This is a genomic window from Mesorhizobium monacense, assembly GCF_056781675.1.
Window position 1 is genome coordinate 6,199,393 of the sequence record NZ_CM165567.1, and the last position, 24,786, is coordinate 6,224,178.

General features: G+C 62.2%; 23 protein-coding genes, 1 tRNA gene and 1 pseudogene. 17 read left to right on the plus strand and 8 right to left on the minus strand.

All coding sequences use genetic code 11. The features are described 5' to 3' along the window. Positions 1–14: 14 nt before the first annotated feature. The 3 genes from AC1RUK_RS29760 to AC1RUK_RS29770 all read right to left on the minus strand — a co-directional run bounded on the left by AC1RUK_RS29760 (position 15) and on the right by AC1RUK_RS29770 (position 3,498). On the minus strand, positions 15–728 hold the full coding sequence (locus AC1RUK_RS29760) for an LssY C-terminal domain-containing protein (protein WP_436169689.1): 714 nt from the start codon (positions 726–728) through the stop codon (positions 15–17). 118 nt (positions 729–846) lie between these two features. Then, positions 847–1,350: an ion channel gene (locus tag AC1RUK_RS29765; protein ID WP_481837770.1), complete on the minus strand. Its 504-nt coding sequence runs from the start codon at positions 1,348–1,350 to the stop codon at positions 847–849. Positions 1,351–1,779: 429 nt separating this feature from the next. Further along, entirely contained in the window at positions 1,780–3,498 is a 1,719-nt protein-coding gene (locus AC1RUK_RS29770; protein ID WP_481840151.1) for a hypothetical protein, read from the minus strand. A gap of 737 nt (positions 3,499–4,235) precedes the next feature. Here AC1RUK_RS29770 and AC1RUK_RS29775 point away from each other — a divergent pair. From AC1RUK_RS29775 to AC1RUK_RS29785, 3 genes are all read left to right on the plus strand, one after another. Next, a complete protein-coding gene (locus AC1RUK_RS29775; protein ID WP_481837768.1) occupies positions 4,236–5,021 on the plus strand; it encodes a transporter in 786 nt (261 codons plus the stop codon). Between the two features lie 327 nt (positions 5,022–5,348). Further along, complete coding sequence (locus AC1RUK_RS29780; protein WP_481837767.1) at positions 5,349–5,786, plus strand: hypothetical protein; 438 nt, start codon at positions 5,349–5,351, stop codon at positions 5,784–5,786. A gap of 168 nt (positions 5,787–5,954) precedes the next feature. After that, the gene (locus AC1RUK_RS29785; protein ID WP_481837766.1) at positions 5,955–6,749 is read left to right on the plus strand and encodes a porin family protein; all 795 of its coding nucleotides are present in this window, start codon (positions 5,955–5,957) and stop codon (positions 6,747–6,749) included. Positions 6,750–7,206: 457 nt separating this feature from the next. On the opposite strand, the gene AC1RUK_RS29790 is transcribed toward AC1RUK_RS29785, so the two are convergent. Further along, complete coding sequence (locus tag AC1RUK_RS29790; RefSeq protein ID WP_436169683.1) at positions 7,207–7,500, minus strand: hypothetical protein; 294 nt, start codon at positions 7,498–7,500, stop codon at positions 7,207–7,209. A gap of 419 nt (positions 7,501–7,919) precedes the next feature. Here AC1RUK_RS29790 and AC1RUK_RS29795 point away from each other — a divergent pair, with 419 nt between their 5' ends. Further along, positions 7,920–8,546, plus strand: coding sequence for an MBL fold metallo-hydrolase (locus AC1RUK_RS29795; protein WP_481839360.1), 627 nt, complete (start codon positions 7,920–7,922; stop codon positions 8,544–8,546). Positions 8,547–8,597: 51 nt separating this feature from the next. Here the strand turns inward: AC1RUK_RS29795 and AC1RUK_RS29800 are convergent. Further along, positions 8,598–9,230: pseudogene (locus AC1RUK_RS29800) on the minus strand (transposase); the annotation flags it as partial. A 501-nt stretch (positions 9,231–9,731) separates the two neighbouring features. Between AC1RUK_RS29800 and AC1RUK_RS29805 the strand changes: the two are divergent. Continuing rightward, the gene (locus AC1RUK_RS29805) at positions 9,732–10,004 is read left to right on the plus strand and encodes a hypothetical protein (protein ID WP_481837765.1); all 273 of its coding nucleotides are present in this window, start codon (positions 9,732–9,734) and stop codon (positions 10,002–10,004) included. A 772-nt stretch (positions 10,005–10,776) separates the two neighbouring features. Here the strand turns inward: AC1RUK_RS29805 and AC1RUK_RS29810 are convergent. Beyond that, positions 10,777–10,866: transfer RNA gene (locus AC1RUK_RS29810), tRNA-Ser, on the minus strand. Positions 10,867–11,249: 383 nt separating this feature from the next. Between AC1RUK_RS29810 and rplU the strand changes: the two genes are divergently transcribed. The 3 genes from rplU (at position 11,250) to AC1RUK_RS29825 (ending at position 13,072) form a co-directional block, all read left to right on the plus strand. Beyond that, positions 11,250–11,993, plus strand: coding sequence for a 50S ribosomal protein L21 (rplU, locus tag AC1RUK_RS29815; protein ID WP_481837764.1), 744 nt, complete (start codon positions 11,250–11,252; stop codon positions 11,991–11,993). Positions 11,994–12,093: 100 nt separating this feature from the next. Further along, positions 12,094–12,363 carry a 50S ribosomal protein L27 gene (rpmA, locus tag AC1RUK_RS29820; protein ID WP_006206376.1) on the plus strand — a complete coding sequence of 90 codons (270 nt, stop codon included), beginning with the start codon at positions 12,094–12,096 and terminating at the stop codon, positions 12,361–12,363. A gap of 121 nt (positions 12,364–12,484) precedes the next feature. Further along, the gene (locus AC1RUK_RS29825) at positions 12,485–13,072 is read left to right on the plus strand and encodes a GNAT family N-acetyltransferase (RefSeq protein WP_436169674.1); all 588 of its coding nucleotides are present in this window, start codon (positions 12,485–12,487) and stop codon (positions 13,070–13,072) included. 169 nt (positions 13,073–13,241) lie between these two features. On the opposite strand, the gene AC1RUK_RS29830 is transcribed toward AC1RUK_RS29825, so the two are convergent. Continuing rightward, positions 13,242–14,105, minus strand: coding sequence for an endonuclease/exonuclease/phosphatase family protein (locus tag AC1RUK_RS29830; RefSeq protein ID WP_481837763.1), 864 nt, complete (start codon positions 14,103–14,105; stop codon positions 13,242–13,244). Positions 14,106–14,292: 187 nt separating this feature from the next. Here AC1RUK_RS29830 and obgE point away from each other — a divergent pair, with 187 nt between their 5' ends. The 5 genes from obgE to AC1RUK_RS29855 all read left to right on the plus strand — a co-directional run bounded on the left by obgE (position 14,293) and on the right by AC1RUK_RS29855 (position 19,764). After that, positions 14,293–15,321 carry a GTPase ObgE gene (gene obgE / locus AC1RUK_RS29835; RefSeq protein ID WP_481837762.1) on the plus strand — a complete coding sequence of 343 codons (1,029 nt, stop codon included), beginning with the start codon at positions 14,293–14,295 and terminating at the stop codon, positions 15,319–15,321. A 2-nt stretch (positions 15,322–15,323) separates the two neighbouring features. Continuing rightward, positions 15,324–16,481 carry a glutamate 5-kinase gene (proB, locus tag AC1RUK_RS29840; RefSeq protein ID WP_481839359.1) on the plus strand — a complete coding sequence of 386 codons (1,158 nt, stop codon included), beginning with the start codon at positions 15,324–15,326 and terminating at the stop codon, positions 16,479–16,481. Between the two features lie 48 nt (positions 16,482–16,529). Next, positions 16,530–17,771 (plus strand): glutamate-5-semialdehyde dehydrogenase, encoded by a 1,242-nt coding sequence (locus AC1RUK_RS29845; RefSeq protein WP_481839358.1) that lies wholly within the window; start codon positions 16,530–16,532, stop codon positions 17,769–17,771. A 47-nt stretch (positions 17,772–17,818) separates the two neighbouring features. Beyond that, positions 17,819–18,406, plus strand: coding sequence for a nicotinate-nucleotide adenylyltransferase (locus AC1RUK_RS29850; RefSeq protein ID WP_481839357.1), 588 nt, complete (start codon positions 17,819–17,821; stop codon positions 18,404–18,406). A 68-nt stretch (positions 18,407–18,474) separates the two neighbouring features. Then, on the plus strand, positions 18,475–19,764 hold the full coding sequence (locus AC1RUK_RS29855) for an MFS transporter (RefSeq protein ID WP_481837761.1): 1,290 nt from the start codon (positions 18,475–18,477) through the stop codon (positions 19,762–19,764). Positions 19,765–19,774: 10 nt separating this feature from the next. Here the strand turns inward: AC1RUK_RS29855 and AC1RUK_RS29860 are convergent, their stop codons facing one another. Continuing rightward, complete coding sequence (locus AC1RUK_RS29860; protein WP_481837760.1) at positions 19,775–20,632, minus strand: mechanosensitive ion channel family protein; 858 nt, start codon at positions 20,630–20,632, stop codon at positions 19,775–19,777. Positions 20,633–20,812: 180 nt separating this feature from the next. On the opposite strand from AC1RUK_RS29860, the gene rsfS reads away from it, so the two are divergent. From rsfS to AC1RUK_RS29880, 4 genes are all read left to right on the plus strand, one after another. Continuing rightward, on the plus strand, positions 20,813–21,253 hold the full coding sequence (gene rsfS, locus AC1RUK_RS29865) for a ribosome silencing factor (protein ID WP_425277683.1): 441 nt from the start codon (positions 20,813–20,815) through the stop codon (positions 21,251–21,253). Positions 21,254–21,311: 58 nt separating this feature from the next. Further along, complete coding sequence (rlmH, locus tag AC1RUK_RS29870) at positions 21,312–21,794, plus strand: 23S rRNA (pseudouridine(1915)-N(3))-methyltransferase RlmH (protein WP_481837759.1); 483 nt, start codon at positions 21,312–21,314, stop codon at positions 21,792–21,794. Between the two features lie 136 nt (positions 21,795–21,930). After that, positions 21,931–23,292 carry a murein hydrolase activator EnvC family protein gene (locus AC1RUK_RS29875; protein ID WP_481837758.1) on the plus strand — a complete coding sequence of 454 codons (1,362 nt, stop codon included), beginning with the start codon at positions 21,931–21,933 and terminating at the stop codon, positions 23,290–23,292. Position 23,293: 1 nt separating this feature from the next. Next, positions 23,294–24,619 carry a S41 family peptidase gene (locus AC1RUK_RS29880; RefSeq protein WP_481837757.1) on the plus strand — a complete coding sequence of 442 codons (1,326 nt, stop codon included), beginning with the start codon at positions 23,294–23,296 and terminating at the stop codon, positions 24,617–24,619. Positions 24,620–24,786 lie beyond the last annotated feature (167 nt).

Below are 24,786 nucleotides of genomic sequence, written 5' to 3' on the forward strand. Positions count from 1 at the left end.
TCCGCTCTGGCGGGCTAAATGGGCGAACGTCCTTTCAGCATACCAACGAGAGCCGTCCCGTCCGTGTAATACGGATCACCACCGCCGTTGCGGCCGTCTTTGGTGGCACCGATGCCGGGGATCTCGTAGCTGGAGGAAAGCTGTCCGGCTGCCATCAGGTCGCTGATGACCAGATCGCGTTCCGCGTCGACATCGGGGCCTATGTGGTGGGTGATTTGGCCGGTGTCATGGCTAAGTCCGACGCCGCGATCGAAACTGGCCGAACCCAGCCAAAGCGGACGGCTATCGCTGCCCAATTTCTTGGTCAGCCAGAAACGGACATGATTGCGCTGGTCCGCGCTGTCTCCGACCGGTTTTTCGAAAGCCAGGTCTTGCTTCCTCCCCTCAAAAAGCAAAGCGCTGACAGGCGCATCCAGATCGGGTCGGTGGAGCACGACGCTGAGACCGATATCGATGGAAGAACGGAGCGTGATGGGGTCGGCAGGGTCCCAGTCGGCTGCCACGAATGCGCGAATGACCTCTTCTTTTGTTCCGACGAGCCCGATGTTGATCGGATCGCCCGGTATATCCTGCTCCGTATGCGTGAGCATGCTGCCAAAGTCCGACACGCGTGAGGCATCTCGAAACACCCAGATTTCCGGCACGACGAAATAGGCGATGAGCAAATAGACGATCGCCAGACCAAGTCCGACGGTGGTGGCAGTCCGTATTTTGGTTCGACGCCGCATGGGCAATTCCATCCTCTATTCGCTGCCGGGCTGCGGTGGCACGGCAGCACTTCGCCAATTCCCACGCTGCCGATCACGGAGAGGGCGGCGCTGCCGCCCATGACCCGCTGACCTGTAGTCATGGTTCGGGGTCAGCCCCTTCAGAAGGCCCGCCATCCCTCATTTCCCTGGCTCTCACTCTGTCGAGTTTGCCGAATTCGGTCATGATGTTTACCAGCACGCTCCCCGTCCAACCGAAGGTGAACAAGCCCGACATTGCGATGATTGGTCCGACCAGACGCCATCGATCAGGCAAACTAATGCTGCCCTCGCCGAGCGTCGTATAGCTCTCCAAGACGTAGTAGTAGCTGTCACGCATTGAAGGGATTAATCCGGCCAAAGATACAGGGATGGCCCAGAGGAGCGTTTCGGCGAAATGCAAGGCTGCCAGAGACGCTATCGTGATGGCGAGCAACAGGTTGAGGCGCCAATATGCCGTGGTGTCATTCACATGAACCCACGATTCGCTGAAGCGCTGATTGATTGTCCGAATTCCCGCGCCGTGCACGAAAATAATGACAATCATTATCAACGTGCCGAAAACAATTTCCAAAACCGGCTTCGGAGCTGACCCGTCGTCCATCGAGTTGTCTTTCTAGCCTAATGAATGCGAGTTCGATTGCATTAAGGAAGCACTCTCGTGAGGATTTGGCCGGTAGTCACAGTGCGGCCAACGCAATCGGGAGTGCGAGCCGGCTGCATCAGGCTCTGCCTCCTGTCTGCGATTGGAGTTTGGTTGCGTATCGGTCATCGAAGCGCCAGCCCCGCTTCAGTGAAAAGGCCTTGTTAGGGTCCGTCAGCTTGGATATTGCGGCGGAGATACTGCCGACTTGCTATCCGTCGACCTCACAGACTAAGCGCAGGTGTCGGGAGCCGGAACGTAACTTACGTGGGGTAAGGTGTAAGTGACCCTGGCGAATTGTGCGGCCGTCAGCCGCATCAAGCCCGGACACTGCAGCGGCGCAGCGGGTAGTGCCGGGGATTCGACCGAGGGAGAATAAGACGCGAAAAGTCAGTCCGCGATGGCGAAGCCGGCTTTCCTCAGCGAGCCGAGGACGAACTCGACGTCTTGCGAACGGGCCAACCCGTCCGAAACCACCTGGCGCATGTTCTTCATCAAATCCGGTTGATTTTTGTCCAGCCAGGCACGCTCGCGATCAGCCTCGATTTTGTATCCTCCTTCGCCGAAAACGGCAGCGGCAATTACATGGTAGATCGCATTCGACGGAGCCGGCGATTTCTTGATCCACATAGCTGCCAATGGATAGTCGCCGCTGAAATAGGCGCAAAGGGCCAGATCCGACTCGTAGTAGGCTGAAGAACCTGGATTGCGTTGGCGCGCATCCGCAATCAACGGGCATCCATCATGCCAATTTCCGGAGACCGCCAGGCGCTCTCCATATTCGCCCATGAACTCGGTGTCGTTCGGGTTGATGGTCAAAGTCTGCTTGCCCACTTTCAAAGCCGCATCGATCTCCTTGTGGAAGTAGAGCGCAAGCATTTCTCCCTGGCGTCCCCGGATGTTGACAGGGTCAATTTCCGTAGCGCGCCTTGCCGCGACCAAGGCGCGCTCGAGCGCTGCTGCCGACGAGGCGGGGTCGGCAGGAAACTTGAATCGATAGTCATCCGTGTAGACCAGCGAAAGAAGACCCCAGGCGGTGGCGTAGGTGGGGAAGCGGGCCACGGCTTTCTCAAGGCAAGCGCGTACCGAAGAACGGGTTTCTGGATCGACGTCGACCCGGTATGCATAGAAAGAAAGCGTGCAAGAGTAGGCGGCCCAATCATCGGGCGGATTGTCGACGTGGAGATTGGCGTCTGCCTGGAAAATGACACCATAGGTCTGGGCCAGGCTGGTCGCCACCTTGCTGGCAATATCGGCCTGGGCCTTTACGAGATCAGCGACCTTCAGTCCGCCATCATAGCTGTTCGCCCACAGAACCGAGGCGTCGGCCTTGCTGATCAACCTGACTCGGAGCTGGAAGGCATCGGCCGCCAGGTTGATGCTTCCGGCCAGGACAAATCGCGGCGGAGAGATCGACGGATCTTCCCCCTTTGCGGCCGACTCCATGACCACAATGTCCTTGAACTTGGAAAGGTGGCTGACAACTTCCTGCTTCAATCCGCTCGCGATCGCTGCTGCAGCGCGGGTGCCGGTTAGATTCTCAAAAGGCTCGACAAGCACGCGGGGTGTTTCCGGCGCGCCTGGCCTGGCAGAGGGCCACCACCACGCCAGTACAGATGCCCCGGCGGCGAGAAAGGCCACAAGGATGGCCGGAAGCAACAGCCGCGATGCCGTCCGGCGAACCGGAGCTTCCGCGACAGTTGGAGAAACAACCGGCGCTGTCGGCTGCGCCAGCGGCGGTTGCGATCGCTCCGAGAACGTTGGAACGTAACCGCCCTTTGGGATCGTGATGAGAATTGGGTCGGAGTGTCCGGCCGTCAAATAGTAACGCTCGAGCGCGCGCCGAAGGTGACCAGCCTCAATGCGGACGATCGGATCCGTCTGCGGGTCGAACAACTCACTGCGGCCGAACACTTCGACTGCGATCGAATAGGCCTTGATGCGATCGCCATGTCCCGACAATGCTTCCTCAACTACATGGCTGAGGAAGCGGTGCTCGCGACCGGTGGCCTCGAAGTCTGTACTATTGAGGATCAGGGTAAGCTGGGCGCGACAATCCTCTGGGGTGAGCGTATGCTCCCTCCCTCCGGCTGGTTCCGCCCGGATCACCTTGGTTCCCTCACCTGACGTTCTGGGGTGACTACTCCCAGTTATATTTCTTTTTTCGCCGGTTACCCGTCGCTGCGTAATTTATATGCGCGAGCCAATTCTTGCAATCCTCCTAGTAGTCTGAACGGATAACATTGGGATGACGGCGACGACTTGTGCAATGCAGCGGCGGATGACGACGGATCAATAGTTAGGCGGCCTCACGGGCAGCGCAGTTTGAATTCGCGATTTTATAGGCTTGGTGCCGACCGAGCTCGCTATGGATGTTCAGAAATTACCCTGTCGCCCACGTAACTTACTTTCCGCAGCCGCCTCCATGCGATAGGCTACGGTGGTTTCGGGAAAATACGAATTTGCGCCATGAGGATGGACGACGAACCGGCTGATAGACAAAGAGCGGTCTCGGCGGCGGTGCGTCGGTTCCCGCAATTTGAATTGGCGATCCATCGGCTGATGGACCGAAGTGAGGGCTTTCAGGATATGTGCGAGGAACTTGCTGAAGCGGAGCTCGCACTCTCAAGGATTGAAAAGGTTCCGCCGGCAGTGCGCGAGTCTAGACGAGCAGAATGGCAGGAACCGGTGGACCGGTTGGTTGGGTAAGTCGGAGCCGTGCTGGACACGGACGCTCCCTGGAAATCGCGTTTCAATCCCTGGCCGCCACGGTAAGCGACAGAGAGTGGCAGAACTGAACGGAGGCTAACTTGGAATTTCTGTCTGACAATCGGCGCTTACAAATTATGGCGACCCTGCTCCCGGCTCTGCTCGTCGGCACAGCCGCCTGGGCCGAGGACAGCACCCAGGATCTCGCCAAGAAGCTGTCCAACCCGATCGCCTCGCTGATCAGCGTGCCGTTCCAGTTCAACTACGACAGCGGCTACGGCCCGAACGACGGCGAGAAGGCCTACGTCAATATCCAGCCGGTCATCCCGTTCTCGCTCAACGACGACTGGAACCTGATATCGCGCACCATCGCACCGGTCGCCTGGCAGCACGACATTGCAGGACCATCAGGCGATCAGTTCGGGCTCGGCGACATAACGCAAAGCCTGTTCTTCTCGCCGTCGAAGCCCACCGCAAGCGGGATCATCTGGGGTGTCGGCCCGGTGTTCCTGTTGCCCACCGCGACCGACGAGCTGCTTGGCGGGCAGAAATGGGGAGCTGGTCCGACAGCCGTCGTGCTGACGCAAAAGGACGGATGGACGGTTGGCATGCTGGCCAACCATATCTGGTCATTTGCGGGCGACAGCGACCGCAGCGACATCAACTCCACCTTCCTGCAACCTTTCGTCTCCTACACGACGAAGGACGCCTGGACCTTCACGCTCAATACCGAGAGCACCTACAATTGGGAGGCGCATCAATGGTCGGTGCCGATCAACTTCCAGGTCGCAAAGCTGGTCGTCATCGACAAGCATCCGATCAGCCTATTCGCCGGTTTGCGCTACTGGGCTGTGAGCCCAGACAGCGGACCAGACGGTTTCGGCTTCCGCACGGGAATTACACTGCTGTTTCCAAAGAAATGAAACCTAGGAGAGAACGATGCCAAGGAAAATGAAGCGAACTGGTGCAGTCGTATTTGCTGCCCTGTCAATTGCCACTGCTTTCGTGTCCCCATCACAGGCTTGGTTTCGCGCGGGCGGTTGTTTTGCCTGCGGCGGGCGCGCCTTCGCTGCAGGGGCAATTGCTGGTGCTGCGATCGCTGGGCCGCTCTATTACCCGCCACGTTACGTATACCCGGTGCCAGCGTATTCCCGCTATCCCGTCTACCCACCTTACGCGACCTGCCCGCTGATCGCGCCCGTCCCCTATTACTGCCGCTGAATGCATCAGATATCAGATAGGAGAGTACCATGAAGCAAGCTTTGAGACTCGTTCTGCTGGTCGGCGTCATCGTTCCGATAGGCAGCGCCTTCGCCCAGACCTCGACAGCGCCACCTGCCGACGCCGCGCCGCCAATCCCGACGCTCCACTGCGACTTCAAGTCGATGAATTCCTGTCCGGCCGGCAAACCCTGCGTGGCTGACGAGAAAATTGAAGGCATGACCCTGCCGTTGAAAGTGACTGTGGACTTCGAAAACAGCACGGTCGGGTCTGTCGACGAGGAAGGTTACGCAAGGATCGACAAGTTTGACAGCGCTGCCAAGTCGGCGGATCAGATGATCATTCATGGCATCGATGGCGCATTCGGCTGGCAGCTGACAATCCACGACAACAGCGACGCAGCTTCACTCTCGCTGTCGACGGCAGATAACTCACTTATTGGCTTTGGAAGCTGCAGGAACAAGTAGGCTTGCGCCGCCTTTTGAACAGTTGGGGGTACGATGATCCATATGAAAAACGAACGGAATCCGATATTTATTAGCTGAGCAGCGCGAGTACATGCATGTTTGTCACTGTGGACGCAAGACGATCGCATCGGACATGAAGTAAAAGACGGAATTAGAGGGGACTTCGACATGGGAATCATCCGAGCTCTCGTGCTGGCCTCGGCGGGAACAGCGGCAGCGCTGGTTGCGGTGCCGGCGATCGCCGCGGACGCTGCGACGCAACTTCCTGAAGCCGCGCCCGCGCCAGTCTGGACCTTCACCGCAGAGCCCTATTTCTGGATGGCAGGTATGAAGGGCAGGGTCGGCGTCAGGGGCCTGTCGCCAGCGGATATCAATGTCGATTTCAGCCAGATTTTCGACCACATTGACTGGTCTCCCCCGCCGGTCATGCTTGCCGGTGAGGCGCGCAATGGCCGCTACGCTCTTTTTACAGATTTCATCTACCTGGGACTTGAGGCTGATGGCACGTCAGCCGGCCCGTTGGGTCTTTCGGCCGAAGCGAACATGAAGACGGTGGTGTGGACCTTCGGAGGCTCCTATCGGGTCGTCGACACTGGCACCGCGACCTTGGACGTTCTGGCCGGCGGCCGGCTCTGGTACCTGGATACGGATTTGACCGTTACCGGCCCTCTCGCCACGAATGAGGCCAGCGGCAGCAAGACCTGGGTCGATCCCCTGATTGGTGTGGCCGGCAATGTTGCTCTCGGCAACGGATTCGGGCTCCACGGCGAGGCGGATGTCGGTGGCTTCGGTGTCGGCGCCGACATCGATTGGCAAGTGCAGGGCACCCTTCAATACCGGTACAGTGATTCGGTCACGCTGGAAGCGGGCTATCGCTATCTTGCCGTTGACTACGACGACGACGGATTTGTGTTTGACATAGCAATGCAGGGGCCAATCATCGGCGCCAGATTTCGGTTCTGATCGGATCTGAGCCGGGGGTTCAAATGATCATGTCCGCGTGTCCGAGCAATCGCATCGCGAAGTTCGCGCTAGCAGTACAGTGCTGATCGTTCTCGCTCCCGGTTGCAGGGCGGCTTCGCGATCCGAGGACGCTTTGGGACGACTTCGAAACGGGAGGAGAGTTTGGGGAACTGTTTCGGGAGCCTGTCCAAAGTCAGGCGTATCAGCACCGTTTTGTTGGCGTCGGCGTTGGTTGGCCTGCTGTGGGGGTGCGACGAATGTGCTGCTGCCCGTGGCCGATACCTCCCCTTCCTCCAGCAAGGTGGAGATGCTGGTCGCAACGACACGCAGTCGTTCCTCCAATCCGGCACAAATGTATACGCCCCCGTCAACTAATCGGCTCGCCTACAAGCTTCGACACCGTAAAGTTTGAGGCGATAGGGTTCGAAAGTTCTTGGCTAGTTCCTGCCTGCCGCCATCATCGCGGCGACCGATTTTGGGATGCTTCAGCCTCCAGTAGAGCAGCTCCGACTTCAGCGACCAGCCGATCCACCAACTCCTCCCACTCGGCCCTTCTGGCTTCGTGAAGTTCAGGCGGCGTGCCGGGTACATTCGACAGAGCAATTTCGGCTTCTAAAAGTTCCTCGCAGATGTCGCGGAATGCCTCGCTACGGCCCATCAATTTGCGGATCGCAAATTCGGCATGCGGAAAGCGTCGCACTGCCGCCGAATATGCCTTCTCCCTGCCAGGAGGTTCGCTGTTTGCTGCCATAGCGCCATTCCCTATGCGCTAGACTGCGCATAGTCTTTTTGATGGTGCCAGTATCAGTATGTAAGTTACGTAGGCGGACTGTTGCTGGCGAAGCTGTATCTGCCCATGGCCGAGGATTGACACGCTTGTGGCAGGCGGTCCCCAAAGAACCCGCAACGTCTTCCCGAGCCAACCAAGGCTATTGCGCGATATCGCCACCGGGAGCTGGATCTCCCTACGGGTCATGTCAGACGATATCCGCTTGTACGATCTGGCTTGGCTCCTCCACCTGGCCGCTCGGCACAGGCCTCCAGGGTCGCGCTCTTACCCAGACTGTTGCGGCCGGCGGACCGCCGCCGGCCGGCACGCATCTCCTGCTGCTCGGCACGCGCGGCGCATCTGGCGTCGACCTCGCGCGCGGCCAAACCGCGAGCGCCGCGGTGGTCGATAGCGTGCCGTATCTCTTCGACTGCGGGTACGGAACGATGCGCGCGCTCATGGCATCGGGCGTCGGCCTTCAGCCAATCAGCACGCTGTTCCTATCGCACCTGCACGACGACCACACGTCCGACATCGTGGCGCTGCTGACGGAGCAATGGACGGGCGGCAAAGCGACACCGACAAACGTGGGCGGAGACGGCACGGCGGCGCTCGTGAAAGGCGCGCTCTCGTTCCTCCGCGCCACCGCCGAGATTCGCAAGGCGGGCGAAGGCAGAACAACGCCCCAGGGAATGTTCTTTGGCCACGACGTCGCCGCAACTGCCACGCCGACGAAGGTGTTGAAGGATGAAAGAGTCGCGGTGACAGCCATCGAAAACACCCACTTCTCCGAGAGTGTCAAGGCGATGGTGCCGTACCGCTCGCTGTCCTACCGTATCGACACCGCGGAACGCTCGATCGTGTTATCGGGCGACACCGGATACTCGAAGAACCTCATCGAACTCGCGCGCGGCGTGGATGTCTTTGTCTGCGAAATCATTGCGCAAGGCCTTGTCGATCAGTTGACAGCGGGCGCGGCTGCTGACGCGGCGGCCGGCAAATCGACAGCATGGCACAGGAGGTCCTGAAGACGCATTCGTCGCCGGCCGATGTCGGCCGCATGGCGCCAAGGCAGCGATCATCGGCACGGCCGGTGGTCGGAGCTTTGCCAATCTCCTGAGATTCTGGGCGGTAGCGGCGAGGAGGAATTCGTCGCGCGCGCCTGAGGGACCGCGCAGTCGCAGACGCCCAAGCCGCAAAATGCGTTTCAGATGCGCGAACAGCATCTCGACCTTCTTCCGTCGATGGCGGGACCGCTCATATTCCGGCGTCTCGGCAATTGCCCTGGCGACATCGCGGGCATCCTCATTCAGATCTCGGGGATCTTACGGAAGGGCATGTTCGGACAGCACTGCGGCTTCAGCTTGCAGACTTTGCAGTCGTGCTGGCTGGCGCGGTAAAGCCGCGTGCCCGCACTGGTGATGCCTGTGCGCGGCGTCTTGTAGCAAGGCATGACCCTTGTGCGCTCCGGTCCACTGCGCCGCCGGATCGGAGGGTGAGATGAACTTCGGCGTGACCTCACTGGCCGCCCCGAATGCGGCGTCATCCAGGGTTGCGAGATACTCTCGCACCGCTCGACCGGCCCCAGCGCCAAGATCGGCGCCGCGCCACTCGTCGCCCGGAATGGAGCGCTGTTTGTTGGCATCGGCCGCGATCAAGCTGGCGTCCACCCCAAACCCTTCGCCGCCCACCAAGCCTTCGCTCAGGCTCCGAGCATACGCTCTCCAGAGCGAGGAACTGGTCGATCCTTCGAGGGAGGTGGTCATCAGGGACATGATCATCGAGACAGAAATCGTAGAACAACTGCGCAGATGCCACCTGCAATCCCATCATCGTCCCATTCCCTCCGGAATCAACAGGTGGATGGAATCACGGCACAGCCAGTCGATCAACGCCGACTAAATCAACACAATCGATCAGGAGCCGTCGCTCAGGAGGATCAAGATGTGACTATCCTGAAGTAAGCAGGGGATGCGTACCGGACCGGATCGTAGTCCGCACAAGATCGTACACGCCTTGCAGATTGAGGCCTCAAAGATCTCGCGGACATCGAACTGACCGCCATCAAGACTGACTGTCTTGGTCCCGCCTGCAAATTCTATCTGTAGGATACAGTTAGTTACGTCCCCTAAAGTAAAGCAATCGGCCAAGGTGACGCGTTCCTGCATGGATCGGTGGTTGGACGAACCTAAAAGCAACCAGGAGAAATGACCATGAGTCTCAAGATGCTTTGCACGGGCGCGATGGCGCTTTCGATGATGACCGGCGCCGCACTTGCCGAGCACGGCGGCGCCCTCGACGAGCCGACGAAAATGGCGCCCTTCTACACCGCTGCCGACATGAAGACCTTAAAGTCGGAAGCCGACTTCAAGGCCGCGTGGACGGCGGCGAAAGACGAGGATCGCGCCGCGATAACGCAGGAATGCGGCGACATAGCCACTGCCCAGAAGCATGGCGACTTCTGCACGATGGTTGGCCACCAGTAAACGCTGCCGGTTTGGCGAAGTCGGAGATGGCGGGCAGCGTTGCCTGCCATTTTTCCGTGACCGGGCCTTTTCCCTCAGCGCTCATGAGACTACTGGCGGGGCGCGTTGACCGTGGTCAAGAATGATGGATGACCTTTTTCGCCGTATGCCTTTTGCCACAGGTTTTGTTAGCCACTGATGAGAGCAGCACGGAGACGGGATGGGGCCTTGGGGCGACGCCGCGCGGCGCTCAATCTGCTGGCCGAAAAGGGAGAGATCGGGAAGGATTTCCCCGTTGAATGCAGGAGCGCGCGGGCGAGGACGCGAAGGCGACTAGTCTTGCCGAAAACGTCTTGCGCGAGGATATGCACAAAGTAGCTGTGACGCGGCAAATCCAAACTACACGGCGATGTGGGACTGCATTCGGGGGAGGATTGCTGCGAATGAAGCGGGGATGATGAACAACTCGCCGGGCATGCGGTACATCGCCTATGGGAATTTGCTCGACGAGAGGGTGCGAGCGGGATCGCTGAGCAATGCAGAAGCAAAGTCCCTCCTTGCACAGGAACTTGTTCGGGGGGAGCAGGATTTTGAGGGCATGAAGCCGCGCCGGACAGTCTGTGTCCCAATTGGAAATACGGTCTCCTGTACGACCACCTGACCTGCGGCAAGGCGTTGCGGATTGAGGCTCGAAACCAGCATCTAGCGCGCGCCGAAGGTGCAAGGAAAGGTGCAAGTAGATCCGAAGGTAATCCGGAAACTATAATAGAAACAAAATCTTATAGGAAATCTATGGCGGAGAGGGAGGGATTCGAACCCCCGATGCCCTTGCGAGCATGCCGCATTTCGAGTGCGGTGCATTCGACCACTCTGCCACCTCTCCGCGGTCATGGTCCGCCGTTGCCGGCGCGGCGCACTAGATAACGGCTGGGCGGGCAGGTTACAAGGCCCTATCTGCCTGATTTCCGGCTTCTGCGAACCGCTGCGGGATCGCTATGGCGCGAACCGTTCGGGGCAAGATGTTTCACGGGTGTCCTCGTCACCTTGCCGGCAGCAATATCGTGGCGACCGATGATGGTTTGCCGGGCGCGTCAGAGATACAGCCGTTTGCCTTGACTTCAGCCCAACCTTCGGTTAGGGACAGCGCGCAATCGGCGTGGAGGGTTCTTCCGCGCCGCTTGTTTTTTGAACCCGCAGACTGACAAAAAGACGGCCGAACCGCCTGAAGCGGTTCATCAAGGCCGACCGAACAGCGAAAGGCAAAAAATGTTCGCAGTCATCAAAACGGGCGGCAAGCAGTATCGCGTTGCCGCCAACGATCTCCTGAAGATCGAGAAACTCGAAGCCCAGGTCGGTGATATCGTCGAGATCGGCAATGTACTGGCGCATGGCGAAGGCGAGAACGTCACGTTCGGCGCGCCGTTCGTCGACGGCGCCATGGTCACCGCTGAAGTCGTCGAGCAGGGCAAGAACCGCACGGTCATCGCTTTCAAGAAGCGCCGCCGGCAGAATTCGCGCCGCAAGATCGGCCACCGCCAGCTTTTGACCACCGTCCGGATCGCCGAGATCCTGCTGGGTGGCGCCAAGCCGGCGAAGAAGGCCGCCGCCAAGCCGGAAGCCAAGGCAGAGGCTGCCGTCGAGGCGAAGGCCGAGGCCGCGCCGAAGGAAGCCAAGGCCAAGAAGGAAGCCAAGGTAGAGGCTGCTCCGAAGGAAGCCAAAGCCAAGAAGGAAGCCAAGGTAGAGGCTGCTCCGAAGGAAGAAGCCAAGGCCGAGACCGCCGCCGCGGCGCCGCTGTTCAAGGCGCCGAAGGGTGAGCCGGACGACCTGACCGTGATCAAGGGCATCGGCCCGGTCGCCGCCAAGGACCTCGCCGAGCAGGGCATCATCACCTTCGCGCAGCTCGCCAAGCTGACCGACAAGGATGTGGCCAAGATCGACGAGCACATGCCGTTCAGCGCCGACCAGATCAAGGACTGGCGCGAGCAGGCCAAGGAGCTGGCGAAGAAGTAAGGCGAACCGGCGAAACGATCGCCGGATCGGACTTGAAACGGAACGCGAACGCGTTCATAAGACCATTCAAGCGCCCCCAGGGCGCATCGGAGTTAGTTAGATGGCACACAAGAAAGCTGGCGGTTCGTCGCGCAATGGTCGCGACTCGCATTCCAAGCGTCTCGGCGTGAAGAAGTTCGGCGGCGAAGCCGTGATTCCGGGCAACATCATCATTCGTCAACGCGGCACCTCGTGGCATCCCGGCGTCAATGTCGGCATGGGCACGGACCACACCCTGTTTGCGCTGGAAGCTGGCGCAGTCACCTTCAACAAGAAAGCCAACGGCCGAACCTACGTATCGGTGAACCCGATTTCCAAAGCAGCGGAGTAGCCGGTTCCGCACCACAACACCGGCGCCCATCTCGGGAACCGGTGTCTGGCCAGGCCAGGAAAAGGATCAGGGGAGATGGGTTTCCATCTCCCCTTTTTTCTTGCGCCTGGAGGACTTTGACATGGTTGCCGAAGCGGACGACACGGACGACGAAAGTTACGCGATAGATTGCCCGGTCCTGGCCACCGAGCGGCTGGTCATGCGGCGCCCGCGTGACAGCGATATCGGGCAATTGGTGGCGCTCGCCGACAACCGCCATATCGCTGAAATGCTGGCCCGCATGCCGCACCCCTATGGCGAGGCCGAGGCCCGCGCCTTCCTCGCCATGACGGCATCGCGCCGCGCCGGCATCGTCTATGCGCTGACGCTGGCGGGAACCGACACTTTCGTCGGTTGCGCCGGGCTCAACACCACCGATCGCGGGCTGGAGCTCGGCTACTGGATCGGCGAACCCCACTGGAAGCGCGGCTATGCGACCGAGGCCGCGCACGCGCTGGTCGACCTCGCCTTCCAGAGAACCACGGTTCAGGTGCTGCAAGCCTCGACGCGGGTCATCAATCCGGCCTCGCGCCGGGTCATCCACAAATGCGGGTTCCAGTATGCCGGCCAGGGCATGCTGAACTCGATCGTCGCCGGCCAGGTGCCGGTCGAGCGCTATCGGCTCGACCGCAAGACCTGGACCAGCCTCAGGAACTGGGTGCACTTCTAGGTGTGTCGATATTCAGGTGAGGCCGGCCTGCGAATGGCGGTTTCCTGCGCTTCCGGTGCTCACGTACTTTAGTACGCTCCGCTCCGGTTCTCGGAAGCCACCATTCTCGGCGCGGCCTGACTTTGAATCTCGACACACCACGGCGCAAAGGTTGGGACCAGGCTCGAGGTCAAGCCGTCTCGAGCCAGACCGGCAGATGGTCCGAGCCGACCGCCTGGCGGTCGACCCACAGGCGCTTCAGCGCTCCGGCGAGCGAGGCTGAGGTGAAGACATAGTCGATGCGTTTGTGGCGGCTCGCATCGTCGGGTCGTTTGGGGTCGACCCAGGTGACGAGATCGGGCGTGTCGAGGCGCTGGGCGGCGTCGATGGCGAGATCGGCTGTCAGCGGCATGCCGAACTCATGATCCGGGCGGCCGACCAGTTCGACATATTCGGGCGATCCGGTCAGCATGTTGAAGTCGCCCATGACGATGAAGGCTTCCGGGTAGGGCAGGTCGGGCAGACCGATCTCGGGAATGCCGGACAGTCCGCCGCCCTCAAGCGCATAGTTCAGCAGGCGCTGGCGCAGGAAGCGGATCTGGCTCTGGCGTTCGACCGGGCTGCGATGGTCGAGATGGGTGGAATAGAAGCGGATGAAGCCGAGCGGCGTCTCGATCAGCGCCTCCAGCGCGCCGCGCTGGAAGTTCATCGCTTCCAGGCTGCGGCTGCGCGGCAACAGGAGATTGCGCGACAGATGAATGGGCGTTTTCGACAGCACCATGTTGCCGAGCTGGAACGTCGTGGTGATGGCGCGGCCGGCTTCCAGGCGCGAGCCGACATTGACCTCGAAATTGCTGCCATAGGCGGCAAAGTAGTCGGGGAGCGCGTCGCCGAGCTCGGCCACCATGTCGTGGTTGCCGTTCCTGGGGTTGTTGCGGGTAACCTCCTGCAGCGCGATCACGTCGGCGCCGCGCACGGCGTCGGCAATGCGGCCGACATCGTAGCGGCCGTCGAGCCCGATGCCGTACTGGATGTTGTAGGTCACAAGCTTCATGCCAGCATTCCCCAGCCCGGCGTTCTGCCCCCGAAAGCCGAAATCGATCTTCGCTCACAGTGCTACCGCGTCCCGCGCCTCGGCAAAAGCCGGCGTCGGCGCAATCCTTCGCAAAACGGCCTCGCCCTTCGCCTCGCCTTGGTTTAGAGCAATCGCGCAAGCCCACTAGCAGAAACCCGAAAATCCGATGAAATTTCTCGATCAGGCCAAGGTTTACATCCGCTCCGGCGACGGCGGCGCCGGTTCGGTGTCGTTCCGGCGCGAAAAATTCATCGAGTTTGGCGGGCCGGATGGCGGCGATGGCGGCCGCGGCGGCGATGTCTGGCTGGAGGCGGTCAACGGGCTGAACACGCTGATCGATTATCGCTACCAGCAGCATTTCAAGGCCAAGACCGGTACGCATGGCATGGGCCGCAACATGACCGGTGCCAAGGGCGCCGACGTGACGCTGAAGGTTCCGGCCGGAACCCAGGTCTTCGAGGAAGACAACGAGACGCTGATCTGCGACCTCACCGTGGTCGGCCAGCGCTTCCTGCTGGCCAAGGGCGGAAATGGCGGCTTCGGCAACCAGCATTTCAAGACATCGACCAACCAGGCACCGCGCCGCGCCAATCCCGGCCTGCCGGGCGAGGAGATGAACATCTGGCTCAGGCTGAAGCTGATTGCCGACGCCGGCCTGGTCGGGCTGCCCAATGCCGGCAAGTCGACATTTCTCGCGGCGGTCACAGCCGCCAAGCCGAAGATCGCCGACTATCCCTTCACCACGCTGCATCCCGGCCTCGGCGTCGCCCGCATTGACGGCCGCGAATTCGTCATCGCCGACATTCCCGGCCTGATCGAAGGCGCGCATGAAGGCGTCGGTATCGGCGATCGCTTTTTGGGCCATGTCGAGCGCACGCGGGTGCTGCTGCATCTGGTCTCGGCGCAGGAGGAAAACCCCGGCAAGGCCTACAAGACCGTGCGCGCCGAACTCGACGCCTATGGCAATGGCTTGATCGAGAAGGTCGAGATCGTGGCGCTGTCGCAGGTCGACATCCTCGATGCCGATGAGCGCAAGAAGAAGGCGGCTTCGCTGAAACGCGCCGCCGGCCGCGCGCCGATGCTTTTGTCGGCCGTCACCGGCGAGGGCGTCGAAGCGGTGCAGCGGGCGCTGATGGCCATCGTGGCCGAGGCGCGCGACAAGGTCGCCGCGCCGGTCGACACGCGCTGGCAATGACCATGCAGTCGCTGAAGAAATACCGGCGCATCACCGTCAAGATCGGCTCGGCGCTGCTCGTCGACCGCGCCAGCGGCCTGAAGCGCGACTGGCTGGATTCGCTGGCCGACGACATCGCGGTGCTCGCCAATGGCGGCGCCGAAGTTCTGGTCGTGTCGTCCGGCGCCATCGCGCTTGGCCGCTCCATCCTTGGCCTCGGAAAAAGGGCGCTGAAGCTCGAAGAGAGCCAGGCGGCGGCCGCCGTCGGCCAGATTGCGCTGGCCGGCGCCTGGTCGGACGCGCTCGGCAAGGGCGGCCTGAAATCGGGCCAGATCCTGCTGACGCTGGGCGACACCGAAGAGCGCCGCCGCTACCTCAACGCGCGGGCGACGATCTCGACGCTTCTCAAGATGAAGGCGGTGCCGGTCATCAACGAGAACGACACGGTGGCGACCTCCGAGATCCGCTATGGCGACAACGACCGGCTGGCCGCGCGGGTGGCGACGATGATGGGCGCTGATCTTTTGGTGCTGCTCTCTGACATTGACGGGCTCTACACCGCGCCGCCGGCGCGCGACCCCGCAGCAAAATTCATTCCGGTGGTCGATCGCATCACGCCCGATATCGAAGCCATGGCGGGAGCCGCTGCTTCCGAGCTGTCGCGCGGCGGCATGCGGACAAAACTCGACGCCGGTAAGATCGCCACCGCCGCCGGCACCGCCATGGTCATCACTGCCGGTACGCGGCTGTCGCCGCTGATGGCTATCGAACGCGGCGAGCGGGCCACCTTCTTCCGACCGAGCGCCAATCCGGTCAAGGGTTACAAGACCTGGATCGCCGGCCAGCTCGAACCAGCGGGACGGCTGACCGTCGATGCCGGCGCCATCGGTGCACTCTTGTCGGGCAAGTCGCTGCTGCCGGCCGGCGTCAAGCTGGTCAGCGGCAATTTCTCGCGCGGCGACACGGTGGCGATCCTGTCGCCGGAGGGCCGCGAGATCGCGCGTGGGCTGGTTGCCTATGATGCCGCCGATGCCGTAAGGATCGCAGGCCTGAAGACGACCGAGATCGAAACCGTGCTCGGCTACGAGGCGCGTTCGGCGATGGTCCACCGCGACGACCTTGTGGTGAGCCACTCTAGCGACCAAGTATTGGCCGGTGACCAAGTATCCAGCGGAGGATGAGCCATGCTGAAGCTGCATGAAAAATCCGGGGATGACACTGTCGCGCTGATGGCCGATATCGGCCATCGCGCCCGTGCCGCCGCCCGACCGCTGGCCATTGCCACCACCGCGTCCAAGAAAGCCGCTCTCGTCGCCATGGCCGACGCGATCCTGCGCGGCGAGCAGGAAATACTCGACGCCAACGCCATCGACATCTCGAACGGCCACGAGTCCGGGCTTTCCGCTTCCTTCATGGACCGGCTGAAGCTCGATCCGGCGCGCATCCGCACTATCGCCGAGGGCATCCGCGAAATCGCCGAATTGCGTGATCCGGTCGGCGATGTCATCGCGGAATGGGACCGGCCGAACGGCCTGCATATCGAACGGGTGCGGACACCGCTCGGCGTCGTCGGCGTCATCTATGAGAGCCGTCCGAATGTGACGGCCGATGCCGGCGCGCTCTGCGTCAAGGCCGGCAATCCGGTCGTGCTGCGCGGTGGTTCGGATTCGCTGAATTCGTCGGCCGCCATCCATGCCTGCCTGGTTGAAGGGCTGAAGGCGGGCAAATTGCCCGAGGATGCCATCCAGCTGGTACCGACCACCGATCGCGCCGCCGTCGGCGAGATGCTGAAGGGCCTTTCCGGCAATCTCGACGTCATCATTCCACGCGGCGGCAAAAGCCTGGTCGGGCGGGTGCAGAGCGAGGCCCGGGTGCCGGTCTTCGCGCACCTCGAGGGCATCTGCCATCTCTACATCGACCGCTCGGCGGACCTCGACATGGCGGTCAGGATCGCGGTCAATGCCAAGATGCGGCGCACCGGCGTCTGCGGCGCCGCCGAGACGCTGCTGGTCGACCGTGCCGTCGCTTCCACCCATCTGGTGCCGACCCTCGACGCGTTGCGCGCGGCGGGCTGCGAGATCCATGCCGATGCCGAGGTGATGAAGCTGTTCTTCGACGCCAAGCCGGCGACCGAAGCCGACTGGGTTACCGAGTATCTCGATGCCATCCTTGCGGTAAAACTGGTCGACGGCATCGCCGGCGCGATCGAGCATATCGAGACGTTTTCCTCGCATCACACCGAAGCAATCATCGCCGAGGATGCGCAGGTGGTGGAACGCTTCTTCAACGAGATCGATTCGGCGATCCTCCTGCACAACGCCTCGACCCAGTTCGCCGATGGCGGCGAGTTCGGCATGGGTGCCGAGATCGGCATCGCCACCGGCAAGATGCACGCGCGCGGCCCGGTCGGCGTCGAGCAGCTGACCTCGTTCAAATACCGCGTGCGCGGGTCTGGCCAGATACGGCCTTGAGCGATATTTCCAAGTCCTGGCCAGGCGTCGGACATTCGCATCTCAAGATGCCACATGCCGGCAGGGGCGTGGCGGTCGGCCTGTTCGGCGGCTCGTTCAACCCGCCGCACGCCGGCCATGCGCTGGTCGCCGAGATCGCACTGAGACGGCTGGCGCTCGACCAGCTGTGGTGGATGGTGACCCCCGGCAATCCCCTGAAGAGCGCGCGCGAGCTGGCGCCGCTCAACGAGCGCCTGCAACAGTCCGAACAGATCGCCAAGAACCCGAAGATCAAGGTCACCGCCTTCGAGGCCGCGCATCATGTGCGCTTCACCGCCGATACGCTGGCACTGGTCAAGGCGCGCAATCCCGGCGTCGACTTCGTCTGGATCATGGGCGCCGATAGCTTGCGCAACTTCCACCGCTGGCAGCGCTGGCGCCAGATCGTCATGACCTTCCCGATCGCCGTCATCGATCGGCCAGGTGCCACGCTCTCCTTCCTGTCGTCGGTCGTCGCCAAGACCTTCGACTATGCCCGCGTCGACGAGGGTGACGCGCCACGTCTCGCCCGCATGAAGGCGCCGGCCTGGACCTTCATCCACGGTCCGCGCTCGTCGCTGTCGTCGAGCGCCATCCGCAAGGCTGCGAAAGACTGAGCCAGGCCGCCCGGCCATGTCGCATTTGCGGCTGCGTTTGTCCGTCTGGTAGGCGATCCTGACCGGACATGGCGATTTCAAAGAAAAATCAATTCGAAACCGGTCCGGAAGATGGCAACCCGCCGGCGCCGCTGATCGCCATTACCAGCGTCGTGCTGTCGATGGCGCTGATCGCGGTCGGCAATGGGTTGATGTTCGCCTATATCCCGGTTCGCCTTGGCGCCGGCGGCTTCGATCCGACCTGGGCCGGGCTGATCATCACCGGGCTTTCGGCCGGCGGCCTCGCCGGCTGCATCCTGACCGGGCCGTTGGTGCGAAGGGTGGGACATGCGCGCGCCTTCATGGTGCTGTCGGCGCTGATCGCGCTCTCCAACGCGGCGATCGGTGCCGGGACCTACCCGCTGCTTTGGATCGCGGCGCGTGCGCTTTACGGCTTTGCCATTTGCGGCCTGTTCATCGTCGCCCAGAGCTGGCTGAACGATGCCGTCGCCAACAGCATTCGAGGTCGCGTGATGGCGGTGTTCTATGTCGCCTATGTCGCCGGGCTCGGCGTCGGCTATGCCACGCTGGCGGCCGTCGACATCGCGACTGCGGAAGCGCCGCTGATCGGCATCGCCTTCACCGCGCTGTCGATCCTGCCGGTCGGCATGACGCGGCTTGCCCAGCCGCCGCCGCCACAGGCCGCGTCGGTGGCGCTCGCCCGTGCCTGGCGGATCTCGCCGGTCGGCGTCGCCGGCATGCTGGCTGTCGGCGGCCTGTCGATGGCGATCGCGGGCTTTGCGCCGATCCATGCCACGGCCAAGGGCTACAGCCAGGCCGACGTGGCCTTGCTCCTGGCGGCGATGCCGATCGGGACGCTGATCCTGCAGGTTCCACTCGGTTGGATCTCAGACCGCACCGACCGGCGCTATGTGCTGATCGCCGCTGCCGCGCTCGCGGTGGCGGCGGGCGTGCTTGCCATCGGCTTCGATGGCGGCGCGCTGGCGGCGCTGGTGGTGATCTACATCGTGTGGGACGGCGCTTCGGAATCGATCTATTCGCTGGCCAGCGCGCATGCCGCCGATCGCGCCAGCAAGAACGACATGGTGGCGTTGTCGAGTTCGCTTTTGTTTGCCTGGTCGCTGTCGGGTTTTCTCGTGCCGGGCATCGTGACCGGGCTTTCCGCCTTCTATGGGACACAGGCCTTCATCTATGTGGCGATCGTCATAGCGTCGGTCTTCTGCCTGTTCGTGCTTTGGCGGGTGGTGACGACGCAGCCGGTGCCGACGACCGAAACCGGCAGCTTCGCGCCGATGAGCGCGCAGGCGCCGTTGCCGGTGGAGCTTGCCTTCGCGCCGGATCAGCAGCGCGACAGCTGAAGGTGCCTCGCTATTGCCGGGTGCTGGAGGGTTCCGGCCGCTGCGCGTCCGGCGGCGGCGCGGGAACCGAAAGCCCTTCGGCATCGAAGGCCTGCTTGATGCGCTTGGTGAGATCGATCTGGGTGGCGAAGAAATCCGCCGCCGATGTCCAATAGCGCAGGGCAACGGCGACGCCGGTGTCGTCGACGGTCGAGACGAAGGCGATCGGCGCCGGCTCCCGCCTGACACGCCGCTCGGCGGCCGCGACACCGAGCATCGTCTTTTGCGCGAAATCGATGTCGTTCCAGGAGCCGATGGTCAGCGTGATGTCGGCGCGGCGGACGCCGTTGCGGGTAAAGTTGCGGACAGGCTGGTTCCAGAGGGTCGAATTGGGCGCCAGCACGTAGACGCCGTCGACCGTCCGCAGCCTGGTGGCGAACAGGCCGACTTCCTCGACGGTTCCGGAAATGGGGCCGACCTCGACATACTCGCCGATTCGGAACGGCCTGAGCGCCAGCAGCATGATGCCGGCGGCGATGTTCTGCAGCGTGCCTTGCAGCGCCAGGCCGATGGCGAGGCCGATGGCGCCGACGGCGGCGATGATCGACGCTGTCTGCACGCCGAACTGGCCGAGCACCATGATGACGACGAGGATCAGGATGGCGTAGCGGACGATTTTCGAGAAGAAATGGCGCAGCGTCGCGTCGAAGCCATGGATGTGTTTCAGGCCGGCGAAGATCGAGCGCTCCGCGAGGCCGGCCACGATATAGCCGACGGCGAGCAGGATAACGGCGCCGATGGCCGAGAAGGAGTAGGAGACGATCAGGGTGCTGAGTTGGGCAAGGCCCGCCTGCATAGTGAGGAGGGTGTTCTGGGGGTCGATAGGCATGTTGGGAAATCCGGTTGGGAGGGCGAGTCGATAACCCGCACAAGTCGCCAAAAGTTCCGATTTTTATCGGTGCGAGGAACCAGTCGAAGGGAACCGCGTTGGCGACGGCAGCGACCCCCGTCTTGAAACTGCAACGGAACTCTGCCTATCTAGGGGGTGTCACCTGATTTGGCGGGTGATTTGGTTGTTCTTGCTGCGAAAGGAAATACACTGAGAACAGCACTGCGGAAGAAGGCCGACATCGTGCCTTCGCCGGCCGGGATCAGCGTAAACGACGCCGTGTCCCGCGCCATCAAGACAGTCCTTGCCAGTCTGGAAGACTCCAAGGCCGAAAACATCGTCTCAATCGACATTCAGGGGAAATCGAGCCTCGGCGACTATATGGTCGTCGCATCGGGCCGATCGCACCGTCATGTCTCGGCTGTCGCCGATCACCTGCTCAAGGCGCTCAAGGATGCCGGTCTCGGCATGGCGCGCGTCGAGGGGCTGGCCGGTGCCGACTGGGTCCTGATCGATTCGGGCGACATCATCGTCCATGTCTTCCGTCCCGAAGTCCGCGAATTCTACAATCTCGAAAAGATGTGGCAGGCGCCGGACCTCGAGGAAGAGACGCTCCACTGAGCCGCATCTGTTTCGATGCATGCCGTTGTGCATGCATCGACGGCTCTTCGAGGCAGGGATGAAGATTGCGGTTCATGCCGTGGGTCGGATGAAAGCCGGCCCCGAGAAGCTGCTCGCCGACCGTTATTTCGAGCGCTTCGCCAAGAGCGGCCCTCCGATCGGGCTCGAATTCTCAGGCGTTGTCGAGATTGCCGAAGGCCGCGCCCAGACCGCCAATGAGCGGCGGCGCGAAGAAGGCCAGAGACTGCAGACGCAGCTGCAGCAAGGCACCGCGCTGATCCTGCTCGACGAACGCGGCAAAAGTTTTTCCTCCGAGGATTTCGCCGGCCGCATCGGGCTGCTGCGCGACGGCGGCCGCAAGGCGCTGGTCATCGCCATCGGTGGCGCCGATGGCCACGACCAGTCGCTGCGCGACCAGGCCGATCTGGTGGTGTCGTTCGGCGCGCTGACCTGGCCGCACCAACTGGTGCGGGTGATGCTGGGCGAACAGCTCTACCGGATCGTCACCATCCTTTCGGGGCATCCATATCATCGCTCATAGACCAGGCCGAATCCTGTGCATCGGCGCCTCCGCCCGGAATTCCGCCCCAATGCAGCGGCAGATTGTGCGCCATTGGCAAACCTATCGAACATGGTTGATTGTTCGTTAACGAAGCCACGCATAGAGTCGGGCTTCAATGTCTGAAATTGGACGAACCAGAGCAAGCATTCTGCGCGGCTGCGGTATTGCGGCGGCGACGTTCGTGCTGTCGCTCGGTGCCGCCAGGGCCGAGAACACGCTCGACCTGGCGCCAGATCCGGACAAGAGCCGCGCCGAGTACGAACAGGTCTCGAAGGAGATCACGCTGTCTTCCGAGCGGCTGGCCAGGCTCGCGGCCGACATAGCGGCGGTCAAGAAGGATCATGCCTCGATCACCGCGGCGCTGATCCAGTCGGCGATGACCGAGCAGAAGCTCGGCCAGGACATCGAGGACATCGGCGCCAAGCTGGAAGGGCTGAAGGGCGAGGAACAGAAAATCCGCGCCTCGCTCAACGGGCGGCGCGACGTGCTGGCCGAAGTGCTGGGCGCGCTGCAGCGCATGGGGCTCAATCCGCCGCCGGCAATCCTGGTCAAGCCGGAGGACGCGCTGTCGTCGGTGCGCAGCGCCATCCTCTTGGGCGCCGTGGTGCCGGAACTGCGCCAGCAGACCGACATATTGCTGGCCGACCTCAAGGAACAGACGCGGGTGACGGCCTCGATCGAGGCCGAACGTGCCAGGCTGACGGCTGCAGTCGGGGAGCAGACGGCGGAAAAGAAACGGCTCACCATGCTGCTCGAAGCCAAGCAGAAGCTGGAAGCCGACACGCAAACGGCGTTGGCGGCCGAAAAGCAGCGCTCCGAGACACTGGCGGCCAAGGCCGGTAGCCTGAAGGAGCTGATCGCCTCGCTCGAGGCCGACAAGGCGCGCAAGGCGGCGGACCAGGCCAAGGCGGGCGAGCAGAAATCGGCTGACGGCGACACGGCTCCGGTTCAAGGCGTTCCCGCACAAGCAGGGGCTCCGGCGCAGACGGAACTGGCTGCGCTGCCAGTGCCGGAAGGCAATCGGCTGACCGCTTCGGCGCCGTTTTCGGCGCTGCAGGGGCAGATCGCGCTGCCGGTCATCGGCAGGATAAAACAGCGTTTCGGCACCGATGACGGTAACGGCGCGGTGATGCTTGGTGACATGGTTGCGACACAATCGGGCGCCATCGTCACTGCACCGGCGGATGGAAATGTGCTTTATGCGGGGCCTTTTCGCTCCTATGGTCAACTCTTGATCCTGAACGCAGGCGACGGCTATCATGTCGTTCTGGCGGGGATGAGCAGAATCAGCGTCGCGACTGGCCAGCCGGTGCTCGCAGGAGAGCCGGTCGGCGCGATGGGGGAGGCCCGGGTTGCGAGCACCTCGGCCTCGAAGAATGGAAATGCCACGCCGGAACTCTATGTCGAGTTCCGCAAGGATGGAAAACCCGTCGATCCAGCCCCATGGTGGGCGGACCGTTTTTCTGGAAGGACGTGAAATGATGCGGAAACTGTCGCTTCTGTTTGCCGGTGCGCTGATGGGCGCATCAGCGATGAGCCTGGTCTACGGCGCACCCGGCTCAACGGCGAACGCTGCGGGCTCCGAGACCTACAAGCAGCTGGCAATCTTCGGCGACATCTTCGAGCGCGTCCGGGCACAGTATGTGACGCCGCCGGATGACAAGTCGCTGGTCGAAAACGCCATCAACGGCATGCTGACCTCGCTTGATCCGCACTCCTCCTACATGAATGCGGAGCAGGCGCAGGACATGCGCGTGCAGACCAAGGGCGAATTCGGTGGCCTCGGCATTGAAGTCACCATGGAAAACGACCTGGTCAAGGTGATCACCCCGATCGACGACACGCCGGCCGCCAAGGCAGGCGTGCTTGCCGGCGACTACATCGCCAAGATCGACGGCGATGAGGTGCGCGGCCTGACCCTCAACGACGCGGTCGAGAAGATGCGCGGGCCGGTCAACACGCCGATCAAGCTCACCATCCTGCGCCAAGGCGCCGACAAGCCGATCGAGCTGACCGTCGTGCGCGACATCATCAAGGTCAAGGCGGTCAAGTTCCGGGTCGAGAACGACATCGGTTACATGAAGATCACGTCGTTCACCGAGAAGACCTATGACGACCTCGAGAACGCCATCGACAGCATCAAGAAGCAGGTGCCGAACGACAAGCTCAAGGGCTACGTGCTCGATCTGCGCCTCAATCCGGGCGGCCTGCTCGACCAGGCGGTGAGCGTGTCCGACGCCTTCCTCGACCGTGGCGAGATCGTCTCGACGCGCGGCCGCGATCCGAAGGACGTCACCCGCTTTGACGCCCGTCCGGGCGACGACATCAAGGGCAAGCCGCTGATCGTGCTGGTCAATGGCGGTTCGGCGAGCGCCTCGGAAATCGTCGCCGGCGCGCTGCAGGACCTGCGCCGCGCCACGGTGGTCGGCACCCAGTCCTTCGGCAAGGGCTCGGTGCAGACCATCATCCCGCTCGGCGAGAACGGCGCGCTACGCCTGACGACGGCGCTCTATTACACGCCGTCCGGCAAGTCGATCCAGGGCAAGGGCATCACGCCCGACATCAAGGTCGAGCAGCCGCTGCCGCCGGATCTGCAAGGCAGGGACTTGACGCGCGGCGAATCGGACCTCAAGGGCCATATCAAGGGTGCCGACGAGGGTTCGACCGGCTCCGGGTCGGCCGCCTATGTGCCGCCGGAACCGAAGGACGACCTGCAGCTGATCTATGCCGAAGAGCTGCTGCGTGGCCAGAAGACCGATCCGGCGTTCCCGCCGAATCCGGACAAGGCCGTGCTGAACCAGTAAGGCTTGGAGCGGCCGGCTAAACAGCTCTGGTCGCCTGAACGAAGCAATGCGATGCTGCCGGAGCCGCGAGGCTCCGGCAGTTTGATTCGGGGGGCCGCGGTTGGAGCGCCACGCGTCTGGGTTAACGTGCCGGCGATTGCGAATTTTTGCGCAGCATGTCTCGAAAA

Bases quoted from the DNA above. Each gene is read 5' to 3' on its own strand.
- AC1RUK_RS29760 (WP_436169689.1), bottom strand. From the start codon at position 728: ATGCGGCGTCGAACCAAAATACGGACTGCCACCACCGTCGGACTTGGT.
- AC1RUK_RS29765 (WP_481837770.1), bottom strand. From the start codon at position 1,350: ATGGACGACGGGTCAGCTCCGAAGCCGGTTTTGGAAATTGTTTTCGGC.
- AC1RUK_RS29775 (WP_481837768.1), top strand. From the start codon at position 4,236: ATGGCGACCCTGCTCCCGGCTCTGCTCGTCGGCACAGCCGCCTGGGCC.
- AC1RUK_RS29780 (WP_481837767.1), top strand. From the start codon at position 5,349: ATGAAGCAAGCTTTGAGACTCGTTCTGCTGGTCGGCGTCATCGTTCCG.
- AC1RUK_RS29785 (WP_481837766.1), top strand. From the start codon at position 5,955: ATGGGAATCATCCGAGCTCTCGTGCTGGCCTCGGCGGGAACAGCGGCA.
- AC1RUK_RS29790 (WP_436169683.1), bottom strand. From the start codon at position 7,500: ATGGCAGCAAACAGCGAACCTCCTGGCAGGGAGAAGGCATATTCGGCG.
- AC1RUK_RS29805 (WP_481837765.1), top strand. From the start codon at position 9,732: ATGAGTCTCAAGATGCTTTGCACGGGCGCGATGGCGCTTTCGATGATG.
- rplU (WP_481837764.1), top strand. From the start codon at position 11,250: ATGTTCGCAGTCATCAAAACGGGCGGCAAGCAGTATCGCGTTGCCGCC.
- rpmA (WP_006206376.1), top strand. From the start codon at position 12,094: ATGGCACACAAGAAAGCTGGCGGTTCGTCGCGCAATGGTCGCGACTCG.
- AC1RUK_RS29825 (WP_436169674.1), top strand. From the start codon at position 12,485: ATGGTTGCCGAAGCGGACGACACGGACGACGAAAGTTACGCGATAGAT.
- AC1RUK_RS29830 (WP_481837763.1), bottom strand. From the start codon at position 14,105: ATGAAGCTTGTGACCTACAACATCCAGTACGGCATCGGGCTCGACGGC.
- obgE (WP_481837762.1), top strand. From the start codon at position 14,293: ATGAAATTTCTCGATCAGGCCAAGGTTTACATCCGCTCCGGCGACGGC.
- proB (WP_481839359.1), top strand. From the start codon at position 15,324: ATGCAGTCGCTGAAGAAATACCGGCGCATCACCGTCAAGATCGGCTCG.
- AC1RUK_RS29845 (WP_481839358.1), top strand. From the start codon at position 16,530: ATGGCCGATATCGGCCATCGCGCCCGTGCCGCCGCCCGACCGCTGGCC.
- AC1RUK_RS29850 (WP_481839357.1), top strand. From the start codon at position 17,819: ATGCCACATGCCGGCAGGGGCGTGGCGGTCGGCCTGTTCGGCGGCTCG.
- AC1RUK_RS29855 (WP_481837761.1), top strand. From the start codon at position 18,475: ATGGCGATTTCAAAGAAAAATCAATTCGAAACCGGTCCGGAAGATGGC.
- AC1RUK_RS29860 (WP_481837760.1), bottom strand. From the start codon at position 20,632: ATGCCTATCGACCCCCAGAACACCCTCCTCACTATGCAGGCGGGCCTT.
- rlmH (WP_481837759.1), top strand. From the start codon at position 21,312: ATGAAGATTGCGGTTCATGCCGTGGGTCGGATGAAAGCCGGCCCCGAG.
- AC1RUK_RS29875 (WP_481837758.1), top strand. From the start codon at position 21,931: ATGTCTGAAATTGGACGAACCAGAGCAAGCATTCTGCGCGGCTGCGGT.
- AC1RUK_RS29880 (WP_481837757.1), top strand. From the start codon at position 23,294: ATGATGCGGAAACTGTCGCTTCTGTTTGCCGGTGCGCTGATGGGCGCA.